The 10,568-nt window shown below is 71.0% G+C and carries 10 protein-coding genes and 1 tRNA gene; 9 read left to right on the forward strand and 2 right to left on the reverse strand.

Going from position 1 to position 10,568, the window contains the following annotated elements:
- Window positions 1-166: 166 nt before the first annotated feature.
- The gene (locus ETD83_RS18920) at window positions 167-529 is read left to right on the forward strand and encodes a VOC family protein (protein WP_138646460.1); all 363 of its coding nucleotides are present in this window, start codon (window positions 167-169) and stop codon (window positions 527-529) included.
- Window positions 530-620: 91 nt separating this feature from the next.
- On the opposite strand, the gene ETD83_RS45380 is transcribed toward ETD83_RS18920, so the two are convergent.
- Entirely contained in the window at window positions 621-1,421 is an 801-nt protein-coding gene (locus tag ETD83_RS45380; RefSeq protein WP_268920467.1) for a TetR/AcrR family transcriptional regulator, read from the reverse strand.
- A 17-nt stretch (window positions 1,422-1,438) separates the two neighbouring features.
- On the reverse strand, window positions 1,439-2,392 hold the full coding sequence (locus ETD83_RS18930) for an acyl-CoA desaturase (protein ID WP_138646461.1): 954 nt from the start codon (window positions 2,390-2,392) through the stop codon (window positions 1,439-1,441).
- 279 nt (window positions 2,393-2,671) lie between these two features.
- On the opposite strand from ETD83_RS18930, the gene ETD83_RS18935 reads away from it, so the two are divergent.
- The 8 genes from ETD83_RS18935 to ETD83_RS18970 form a co-directional block, all read left to right on the forward strand.
- Window positions 2,672-3,568 (forward strand): ADP-ribosylglycohydrolase family protein, encoded by an 897-nt coding sequence (locus ETD83_RS18935; RefSeq protein ID WP_138646462.1) that lies wholly within the window; start codon window positions 2,672-2,674, stop codon window positions 3,566-3,568.
- A 133-nt stretch (window positions 3,569-3,701) separates the two neighbouring features.
- Window positions 3,702-3,773 (forward strand) — tRNA-Gln (locus ETD83_RS18940).
- 185 nt (window positions 3,774-3,958) lie between these two features.
- Window positions 3,959-5,443, forward strand: a complete 1,485-nt coding sequence (gene glmU, locus ETD83_RS18945) for a bifunctional UDP-N-acetylglucosamine diphosphorylase/glucosamine-1-phosphate N-acetyltransferase GlmU (protein ID WP_268920468.1) — start codon at window positions 3,959-3,961, stop codon at window positions 5,441-5,443.
- Window positions 5,444-5,607: 164 nt separating this feature from the next.
- Window positions 5,608-6,588 carry a ribose-phosphate diphosphokinase gene (locus ETD83_RS18950; RefSeq protein ID WP_138646464.1) on the forward strand — a complete coding sequence of 327 codons (981 nt, stop codon included), beginning with the start codon at window positions 5,608-5,610 and terminating at the stop codon, window positions 6,586-6,588.
- Between the two features lie 381 nt (window positions 6,589-6,969).
- Window positions 6,970-7,596 (forward strand): 50S ribosomal protein L25/general stress protein Ctc, encoded by a 627-nt coding sequence (locus tag ETD83_RS18955; protein ID WP_138646465.1) that lies wholly within the window; start codon window positions 6,970-6,972, stop codon window positions 7,594-7,596.
- A gap of 98 nt (window positions 7,597-7,694) precedes the next feature.
- Window positions 7,695-8,270 carry an aminoacyl-tRNA hydrolase gene (gene pth, locus ETD83_RS18960; protein ID WP_138646466.1) on the forward strand — a complete coding sequence of 192 codons (576 nt, stop codon included), beginning with the start codon at window positions 7,695-7,697 and terminating at the stop codon, window positions 8,268-8,270.
- Between the two features lie 262 nt (window positions 8,271-8,532).
- Window positions 8,533-10,020 (forward strand): sugar transferase, encoded by a 1,488-nt coding sequence (locus ETD83_RS18965; RefSeq protein WP_138646467.1) that lies wholly within the window; start codon window positions 8,533-8,535, stop codon window positions 10,018-10,020.
- Window positions 10,021-10,145: 125 nt separating this feature from the next.
- Window positions 10,146-10,568 (forward strand): inositol monophosphatase family protein (locus tag ETD83_RS18970; protein ID WP_329602890.1); only part of this gene is annotated, 423 nt, incomplete at its 3' end.

Genomic DNA, 10,568 nt, shown 5'->3' on the forward strand with positions numbered 1-10,568 from the left:
CTGCGGTGTGCCACCTCGGTCTACCTGGCGGCGTCCGGCGTATCCCGGCCTCGTGACCCGAGGCCGGCGACCCCGGCCGGCGGCCGCCCGGACGAACTCCGGCCGGCCGCCGGTGTCGCCCCGCCGCCGGTGCCGCCCGCGCCGGTGCCGCACTGAGGAGCCCACGATGATCAGCGGCGTCCACCATGTCCTGCTCGCCGCCCCGCCCGGCAGCGAAGACGCGCTCCGCGCCTTCTACACCGGCGTCCTCGGCCTGGAGGAGACCGCCAAGCCGCCCGAACTCGCCCAGCGGGGCGGAGCCTGGTTCCGGGGCGGCGGCGTCGAACTGCACCTCGGCATCGAGCGCGGCTTCCGCCCCGCCCGCAAGGCCCACCCGGCGCTCCTCGTCCGGGACCTGGACGCACTCGCCGCACGGTTCCGCGCCGCGGGCCACGACGTCACGCCGGACGGCCTGTTCCCCGGATACCGGCGGTTCTACGCCGACGACCCCGTCGGCAACCGCCTCGAATTCCTGCAGCCGGCACCGTAGTTCCTGCAGCCGGCACCGTAGTTCCTGCAGCCGGCACTGCAGTTCCTGCAGCCGGCACCGTAGCCACGCCCGCGTGCCGGGCCGCCGAGCGTCAGGCGGATGGGTCGGGGATCTCTGAGTCGCGGCGGCCCCTGCGCTGCGCGCGCTCCGCCTTGGCCGCCGCCTTTTCCTCCCTGGCCGCGGCTTTCTCCTCGGCCTTCTCCGCCTTGGCGGCCGCCTTCTCCGCGCGCTTCTCCAGGCGCTCCAGCTCCTTGCGGCGGCGGCGCGGGTCGAGCGACGGCTTCGGCTCAAGGCCCGAAAGACCGTTCCACGCGAGGTTCACCACGTGCGCCGCCACCTCCTCCCGGCGCGGCTTGCGGACGTCCAGCCACCACTGGCCCGTCAGCGCCACCATGCCGACCAGGCTCTGGGCGTACAGCGACGCGAACTTGTCGTCGTAGCCGTGCCGGTCGAACTCCTGCGCGAGGATGTACTCCACCTCGCCGGCGATCTCGCTCAGCAGGCTCGCGTAGCTGCCGGTGCCGGTGCCGCCGTGCGAGTCCCGGACGAGGATCCGGAAGCCGTCCGGGTTCTCCTCGATGTACTCCAGCAGCGCCAGCGCCGCCTTCTCCAGCTTGCTCCGGTAGTGGACCGCCGAGTTCAGCGCCTCCGTGACGAGCCGCAGCAGCCGCTCGAACTCCCGGTCGACGACGACCGCGTACAGGCCCTCCTTGCCGCCGAAGTGCTCGTACACCACGGGTTTCGACACGCCCGCCGCCGAGGCGATCTCCTCCACCGACGTGCCGTCCAGCCCGCGCGCGGCGAACAGCGTCCGGCCGATGTTGAGGAGTTGCTCGCGGCGTTCCTTGCCCGTCATCCGCTTTCTGCGGGTCCGGGGAGCGGGTTCTGTCACGGCATCAATTGTGGCGCTCACACCGCCTGCTTGGTGCGCTTCGCGGCCAGCCGGTCGGCGTTCGGCCACCGGACGTCATAGGCCCAGCCCGCCTTCTCGAACAGCCAGATGATCCGCGCGCTGATGTCGACCTGCCCCTTCAGCACCCCGTGCCGCGCGCAGGTCGGGTCCGAATGGTGCAGGTTGTGCCACGACTCGCCCAGCGAGGGGATGGCGAGCCACCACACGTTCCGGGACTTGTCGCGGACCTCGAAGTCCTCCTTGCCGAACGTGTGGCAGATCGAGTTGATCGACCAGGTGACATGGTGGACGAGCGTGATCCGGACGAACCCCGCCCAGAACAGCGCCGTCAGGAACCCGGCCCACGACATCGAGACCATGCCGCCGATCAGCGCCGGGAGCAGGAACGACACCGCCACCAGGCCGGGGAACGCGAGATGGATGCGCCTGATGTCCGGGTCGTTCAGCAGGTCCTTGGCGAACCGGCGCTTGGACGTCCGGTTCCCGTCGAACAGCCACCCGTAGTGCGCCCACGCCAGCCCCTTCGTCAGCGCCTTCCAGTCGTTGCCGAAGCGCCACGGCGAGTGCGGGTCCATCTCCTTGTCCGAGTGCTTGTGATGGCGGCGGTGATCGGCGACCCACATGATCACGGGACCCTCGATCGCCAGGCTCCCCGCGATCGCCAGGAACACCTTCAGCGGGCGCTTGGCCCGGAACGAGCCGTGCGTGAAGTGCCGGTGGTACCCGACCGTGACGCCGCCCGCGGACAGCACGTAGAACACCGCCATGAGGACGACGTCCGTCCAGCCGAGGAACGTGCCCCAGGCCAGCGGGATCGCCGCGAACAGGGCCAGGAACGGGACGCCGGTGAACACGGCGACCAGCACGCGTTCGGCGTTCCCCTGGGGTGTGGGCTCGGTCTCCGGGAGCCCCTGGCGGCGAGGCGGATCCACGGCCGGCGCTGTCGTCATTGCGTCACCACTCCCTGCGGTTTTCGGGTGGCCCTGCCTGCGTTTCGGGCGGTCTGCCTGCGTTTTGGATGGTCTGGCCGCGCGGCGGACGGGCGGGCGGTCTCGTCCACGGCGGCTTCGGGCAGCCCTACCTACGCCAACGTAACCTACGGAACCGTAGGTTCGACAGTGGTGAACGGTAAATTCAGTGGGAAACTGCCCCAACTGGCAACAAAACACTCTTCTGTCTCTGCCGTCAGATTCGGCACCCGTGTCCGGGACGCACGGAAGAATGGTGAGATGCCCCTCACCCAGGACGAACGCGCGACGCTCGCCGAAGGTTCGCTCGCCGGGCTGTCGGTCGGCGACGCCTTCGGAGACCAGTTCTTCCTCCTCGCGAACCGGGACGTCTCACCAGAGACGGGCGTCCCGCCCGCTCCCTGGCCCTGGTCCGACGACACGGAGATGGCATGCTCCGTTCTGGACGTCCTACACCAAACCGGCCAAATCGATCAGGACACGCTGGTAGCGGCGTTCGCCCGGCGGATGGACGTCGGCCGAGGGTACGGCGCGGGCGCGTACGAGCTGCTCACCAGGGTCCAGGGCGGAACGTCCTGGCAGGCGGCGTCCCGGGAGCTGTTCGACGGGCGGGGCTCCTACGGCAACGGAGCCGCGATGCGCGTCGCGCCGCTCGGCGCCTTCTTCAGCGACGACCCGGCGCGGGCGGCGGAGCAGGCCGTGCTGTCGGCGGAGGTGACGCACGCCCACCCCGAGGGCATCGCAGGCGCGGTCGCGGTGGCCGCTGCGGCGGCCTACGTCGCGTCCCAGCGAGGACGTCGCGTCCCGCCAAAGACGGTCATCGAGGCGGCCCTGGAGTGGGCGACGACGGGAGAGTACGTGCGGCGGGGCCTGCGCCGTGCGCTCGGGCTGCTCGGCAAGGCCCCTCAGGACGCGGCCCGCGAACTGGGGAACGGCAGCCGCGTCTCCGCGCAGGACACCGTCCCGTACGCGCTGTGGGCCGCCGCCACCCGGCTGACCGACTTCGAGGCGGCCGTCCGGGCGTGCGCCATGGTCGGCGGCGACATGGACACCACGGCCGCCATGGTCGGCGGGATCGTGACCGCCCACCTCGGCCCCGAGGCCGTCCCCTCCACCTGGCTGGCCGCCCGGGAACCCCTTCCCGGCTGGCTGACCTGAAGGCCGCCCGGGCCCGGCCGCTTCCAGCACGGCCGCCGGGCGCGGGGTGCCGGGTAATGAGTGGGGGCGCCGACCCCCCGACCGGTATCGTTGGTCCGGCAGGTGATCCCCGACGGGGAAATGTCACGTTTGATCCGGCGTGGTGTAATTGGCAGCACCTGGGTTTTTGGTACCCATAGTTCAGGTTCGAGTCCTGGCGCCGGAGCTGTTGGGAATGTCCGGGCCCTGCCACGTGATGCCGCGGGTCGCGCCATCGGCGGGCGGCGGGGTGACAGGTGGGGAGCGGGCGGTATCCTGCCCGTGTCGGGTGCGTCCGGCCTGGTGGACAGGGATGTCGCGGGTGGACGTGCTCGCGAACCGATCCCGTCCGCGATGCCGAGGAGCCTCCTTGTGAGTGCTGCGAGCCGACCGGCCGCCGTCATCGTTCTCGCCGCGGGCGAGGGCACCAGGATGAAGTCCCGTACCTCCAAGGTCCTGCACGAGCTGTGCGGGCGGAGCATGCTCGGCCACGTGCTGGCCGCCGCCCGCGAGCTGGAACCCGAGCGGCTCGTCGTGGTCGTCGGGCACCGGCGGGAGCAGGTCGTCGAGCATCTCGCCGAGGCGGCCCCGGACGCCGAGTCCGCCGTCCAGGACCGGCAGAACGGAACGGGGCACGCCGTCCGGATGGCGCTGGAGCAGACCGGCGCCCTGGACGGGACCGTCGTGGTCCTGAACGGCGACGTCCCGCTGCTGCGGGGCGAGACGCTCACGGCGCTCGTCCGGACGCACGAGGAGCAGGGGAACGCCGCGACCGTCCTGACGACCGAGATGCCCGACGCGACCGGCTACGGCCGGATGGTCCGGGCGGCGGACGGCAGCGTCGAGGCGATCGTCGAGCACAAGGACGCGACCGAGGCGCAGCGCGCCATCAACGAGATCAACGTCGGCATGTACGCCTTCGACGGGGCCCTCCTGGCCGACGCCCTCAAGCGCGTCACGACCGACAACGCCAACGGCGAGGAGTACCTCACCGACGTCGTCGCGATCGTGCGCGGAGACGGCCACCGCGCCGGCGCCCACCTGGCCGCCGACTGGGTCGAGACGCAGGGCGTGAACGACAAGGTCCAGCTCGCGCAGGCGCGCAGGCAGCTGAACGACCGGATCCTCGAAGCGCACATGCGGGCCGGCGTCACGATCGTCGACCCCGCGACGACATGGATCGACGTGCACGTGACCGCCGAGCCGGACGCCGAGGTCCACCCGGGGACGCAGCTGCACGGCCGGACGCACCTGGGCGAGGGCGCCCGCGTCGGCCCCGGCTGCACGCTCACCGACACCCGCGTCGGTGCCGGCGCGTCCGTGATCAACGCGGTGTGCGTCCAGGCGGAGATCGGGCCCGAGGCGTCGGTCGGGCCGTACGCCTACCTGCGGCCGGGGACGAAGCTGGCCCGCAAGGCCAAGATCGGCACCTTCGTCGAGACGAAGAACGCCGACATCGGCGAGGGCACGAAGGTGCCGCACCTGACCTATGTCGGCGACGCGGAGATCGGCGAGCACTCGAACATCGGCGCGAGCTCGGTGTTCGTGAACTACGACGGCGTGCGCAAGCACCGCAGCGTCATCGGGTCCCATGTGAAGACGGGCAGCGACAACATGTTCGTCGCGCCGGTGACGGTGGGCGACGGCGCCTACACCGCCGCCGGTTCGGTGATCGTCCAGGACGTCCCGCCGGGGGCGATGGCGGTCGCGCGCGCCCGGCAGCGCAACGTCGAGGGCTGGGTCGAGCGGAAGCGCGCGGGAACCCCCGCCGCGGAGGCCGCCCGCCGGGCGCGGATGGCGCAGGAGGCGGACGAGGCGCATGAGCCCGAAGAGGCTCATGAGGAGGACGCGCCGTAACTCGGCGCGTCCGGCGAAGACTGCCCCGCCCCATGGCGGGGACGTGGAGGACAGCGGCGTCCTCCGCGAACAACAAGGCAACCCGTGTCCCGGACTCTTGTGGTGCGCGGGGAGTGGGGACAACAACCCACGTGAAGAATTCCATTGAGGGGGAGTTGTCAGAGGTGAGTGGGATCAAAGCGAGTGGCCAGAAGAAGCTGATGCTCTTCACCGGCCGAGCCCACCCGGACCTGGCCAAGGAAGTAGCCGACAACCTCCACGTCGACCTCACGCCGACGTCCGCCTACGACTTCGCGAACGGCGAGACGTTCGTGCGGTTCCTGGAGTCCGTCCGCGGCTCCGACGCCTTCGTGATCCAGAGCCACACCGCGCCCATCAACCAGTGGATCATGGAGCAGCTGATCATGGTGGACGCGCTGAAGCGCGCGTCGGCCAAGCGGATCACCGTGGTGGCGCCGTTCTTCGGGTACGCCCGGCAGGACAAGAAGCACCGCGGGCGTGAGCCGATCTCGGCCCGGCTGATGGCGGACCTGTTCAAGACCGCGGGCGCCGACCGGCTGATCGCGGTCGACCTGCACACCGCGCAGATCCAGGGGTTCTTCGACGGCCCGGTCGACCACCTTTTCGCGCTGGACCTGCTGGCCCACCACTTCGAGAGCCGCTTGGACACCTCGCAGGTGACGGTGGTGGCCCCCGACGCGGGCCGGGTCCGGGTGACCGAACGCTGGTCGGACCGGCTGGGCGGCGTCCCGATGGCGATCATCCACAAGAAGCGCGACCCGGACGTGGCGAACGAGGTGAAGGTGTTCGACGTCGTCGGCGAGGTCGAGGGCCGCACCTGCGTCGTCGTGGACGACATGATCGACACCGGCGGGACGATCGTGAAGGCGGCCGACGCCCTGTTCGACCACGGCGCCAGCCGCGTCGTCGTCGCCGCCACGCACGGCGTCCTGTCGGGCCCGGCGGTCGACCGTTTGAAGAACTCGCGGGTCTCTGAAGTCGTGTTGACGAACACCCTGCCGATCCCGGAGGAGAAGCAGTTCGACAAGCTGACCGTCCTGTCCATCGCCCCCCTGGTCGCCCGCGCCATCAACGAGGTCTTCTCCGACGGCTCCGTCACCAGCCTCTTCGGAGGGCATAGCTAGCGACGACCTCGACCACCGCCGGAACCTGCGACAACCTCAACAGTTGCGATCGCGTCCGAAGGCGGTTCGAGCGAAGCGAGGAACCGATCGCGTAGTGAGCCGCCAGGCGAGCCGGAGCGATGCAGCGATCGCGCGCAGTGCTCGACGATGGAGGGCGCCCAGCGCCCGAAGGAGGAGAGCACTGCAATGAACACGCTAGACTTGCCCGACCCGCGTCTGCTTCAGGTTGTTCAGTGCGTGCCGGTTAGGTTCCGCGCTCCCTGGGTAACGCAATGAGTCTTTGAGTCGCCCGCCCCCGGTTGGCGTGCGAGGATCGATACTGTCCGTAGCGGACGTCCGATGGCGGACGGCCGTGGATCGCACAAATGAGGAGTTTTCGCCGTGTCCGAGGTACGCATCGCCGCCGAACCGCGCACCGAGTTCGGTAAGGGTGCCGCGCGGCGCACCCGCCGGGCCGGCAGGGTGCCCGCCGTGCTCTACGGTCACGGAACCGACCCGCAGCACATCTCGCTGCCGGGCCACGACCTGATGCTCGCGCTCAAGACGCCGAACGTGCTGCTGACGATCGAGGGCGTCGGCGACGGCGCCGAGCTGGCGCTGCCGAAGGACGTGCAGCGCGACCCGGTCAAGGGCTTCCTGGAGCACGTCGACCTGCTGCTGGTCAAGCGCGGCGAGAAGGTCGTCGTCGACCTGCCCGTCGTCCTGGTCGGCGACGTGGTCGCGGGCGGCCAGATCGCCCAGACGGTGGTGGAGATCTCCGTCGAGACGGAGGCCACGCACATCCCCGAGTCCGTCGAGCTGGACATCAGCGGCCTGGAGATCGACAGCCAGGTGCTCGCCAGGGACCTGAAGCTGCCGTCCGGCACCACGCTGGTGGCCGACGAGGAGATCCTGATCGTCCAGATCCGCGACGCGAGCGTGTCGACCGAGCCGGAGGTCGAGGCCGAGCCCGAGACCGCCGAGGGCGAGGGCGAAGGCGCCGCCGAGGGCGAGTCCGCCTCCGAGTGACGCGCGCCGGGTGACGGCGTTCTTCAAGCAGTGTTCTTCACGGCCCCCGCTGGTGTGCGCACCGGCGGGGGCCGTCCTCGTCGGGTGGAGGAGTTCGGGTGAGCGCGGATCTCTGGCTGGTGGCCGGCCTGGGCAACCCCGGGCCGCCGTACGCGAAGCACAGGCACAACGCCGGGTTCATGGTCCTGGACGTCCTCGCCGCGCGGGCGGGCGGGCGGTTCAGGTCGCACCGGGCGCGGGCGGACGTCCTGGAGGGGCGGCTGGCGGGCGCGCGGGCGGTGCTGGCGAAGCCGCGCTCGTTCATGAACGAGTCGGGCGGCCCGGTCAAGGGGCTGTGCGACTTCTACAAGGTGCCGCCGGAGCGGCTGATCGTCGTCCATGACGAGCTGGACATCCCGTTCGGCGCGGTGCGGCTCAAGCTGGGCGGTGGTGACAACGGCCACAACGGGCTGCGGTCGGTCACGAAGTCGCTCGGCACGCGCGACTACCTGCGGGTGCGGTTCGGGGTGGGCAGGCCGCCCGGGCGGATGGACGCGGCGGCGTTCGTCCTGAAGGACTTCTCCGCCGCCGAGCGGAAGGACCTCGACCTCGACGTGGACCGGGCGGCGGACGCGGTGGAGGCGCTGATCGCGGGCGGTCTGGGCGCGGCGCAGAACGTCTTCCACGCGGGCTGACCGGATCCGGCCACCGACCGGGACCACAAGATCACCCTGCGGGACGACATGGGACGCCGGGGGAGCTTTTGCCGCACGAACGGCCGGATTTACCGGTCTTGTCGCATGGATGTGGGGGTTTGTCCGGTGACCACGGCAAAGCGGTCGTAAGATGCTGCTCGAATGAGGTTCATGATGCTTGTGAACCTCACGCGACGTTCAGCCGTCTTCGGTGTGAATCGCGCTGACGGGGCGCGCGTTACAGGGGATTGGTGAGTGGTTTATGGCCGTCGTTGACAAGGTTCAGGCCGAGTCATCGATCAGCCATGAGCAGCGACGCGCGACCTCCCAGAGCTGGAGCGGATCCTACCGCCGCTTCGCCGGGTGTCTCGATTTCTTCAGCATGCTCCTGGCGGGTGTGATCGCGTTCGTGCTCCGGTTCCCCGGGGTGCCGACCGACCCTACGGGGTCGTACACGGCGCCGTACGTGGCGCTGACGGTGGCGCTGCCCGTGCTGTGGGTGCCGACCCTGATGCTGTGCCGGGCGTACCAGCCGAGGTACATCGGCGTCGGCTACGAGGAGTTCCACCGGGTGCTGCGCGCCGGGTTCATCTTCACCGCCGCGCTGGCGATCATCGCCTACGCCACCAAGACGGAGGTCGCCCGCGGCTACGTGGTCATGGCGATGCCGCTTGGCACGCTCCTCAACGTCTTCGCGCGGTACCGGCTCCGCAAGTGGCTGCACCGCAAGCGCTGGAACGGCGAGTGCATGCGCCGCGTGGTCGCGGTGGGGCACCGCACGTCCGTCGCCGACCTCATCCGGGTGCTGCAGCAGAAGCGCTACCACGGCATGGACATCGCGGCCGTGTGCCTGCCGCCCGCGCTGGCCGCGGGCGACGACGCGGTGAGCGAGGTCGAGGGCGTGCCCGTGCTGGGCGACTTCAGCCAGGCGGCCGCGGTCGCCGACCGGATCGGCGCCGACTCGGTGGCGGTGCTGGCCTGCCCGGAGATGGACGGGACGGCGCTGCGCAGGCTGGCCTGGCAGATCGAGCGCGACGACGTCGAGCTGGTGGTCGCGCCCGCGCTGATGGACGTGACCGGCCCCCGCATCTCGATCAGGCCGGTGGCGGGGCTCCCGCTGCTGCACGTGGAGCACCCCGAGCTGGACGGCGGCCGGAAGGTCCTCAAGGGGGCGTTCGACCGGACGGCGGCGCTGGCCGGGCTGCTCCTGCTGAGCCCGCTGCTGGCGGTGGTCGCGTTCCTGATCAAGGTGACGAGCGCGGGCCCGGTGATGTTCCGGCAGGTCCGGGTCGGCCGCGGCGGCCGCGAGTTCACGGTGCTGAAGTTCCGCACGATGGTGCGGGACGCCGAGGCCCGCAAGGTCGAGCTGCTGCAGCACAACGAGAACGACGGCGTGCTGTTCAAGATCCGCGCGGACCCGCGGGTGACCCGGGTGGGCCGGTGGCTGCGCCGGTACTCGCTGGACGAGCTGCCGCAGCTGTTCAACGTGCTGCGCGGCGACATGTCGCTGGTCGGGCCGCGTCCGCCGCTGCCGGAGGAGGTCGCCCAGTACGGCGGCGACGTGTACCGGCGGCTCGTGGTGAAGCCCGGGCTGACGGGCCTGTGGCAGGTGAGCGGCCGCTCCGACCTGACGTGGGAGGAGTCGGTCCGGCTCGACCTGCGCTACGTCGACAACTGGACGCTCGCCCTCGACCTGCAGATCATGTGGAAGACCTGGTCGGCGGTCTTCCGCGGCTCCGGCGCGTACTGAACGCCCGGGGCCGGGCGGGCCGGCCCGGGCCGGCCCGGGATCGTCCACCCTGCCGCGCGGCGGCAACCCGGGCGCATGAGAAAGTTGACCGAGCAGACCAGCCGAGTCGGGAATGTGATCAAGGAATGACGGTGCAAGCGGCGGCGGACGAGCACGCGCTGGCGGCGGAGCTCGCCGCGGGGGCGGGGCGCCTGCTGCTGGACGTGCGGGACGAGCAGGGATTCGCCGACGCGCGGGCCCTGAAGGACACGGGCGACCTGCGGGCGCACGAGTACCTCATGGCGGCGCTGGCGGAGCGCTGTCCCGGCGACGCCGTCCTGTCCGAGGAGGGCCGCTCGGCGGTCGCGGGGAAGCGGGCGGGCGGCGACGACCGCGCCCCGACCCGCAACACCTCCGACGCGGAGCGGCGCACCGCCGACCGGGTGTGGATCATCGACCCGCTGGACGGCACCCGCGAGTTCTCCGAGGAGGGCCGCCGCGACTGGGCCGTCCACGTGGCGCTGTGGCGGCGCGACCCGTCCGGTGGGGGGCGGCTCGTGGCGGGGGCG

It is taken from the genome of Actinomadura soli (assembly GCF_005889715.1).
Classification (GTDB): domain Bacteria; phylum Actinomycetota; class Actinomycetes; order Streptosporangiales; family Streptosporangiaceae; genus Spirillospora; species Spirillospora soli.

Excerpts from the sequence above, each read along its gene's own strand:
- ETD83_RS18920 (WP_138646460.1), top strand. The coding sequence starts at position 167 with ATGATCAGCGGCGTCCACCATGTCCTGCTCGCCGCCCCGCCCGGCAGC.
- ETD83_RS18930 (WP_138646461.1), bottom strand. The coding sequence starts at position 2,392 with ATGACGACAGCGCCGGCCGTGGATCCGCCTCGCCGCCAGGGGCTCCCG.
- ETD83_RS18935 (WP_138646462.1), top strand. The coding sequence starts at position 2,672 with ATGCCCCTCACCCAGGACGAACGCGCGACGCTCGCCGAAGGTTCGCTC.
- ETD83_RS18965 (WP_138646467.1), top strand. The coding sequence starts at position 8,533 with ATGGCCGTCGTTGACAAGGTTCAGGCCGAGTCATCGATCAGCCATGAG.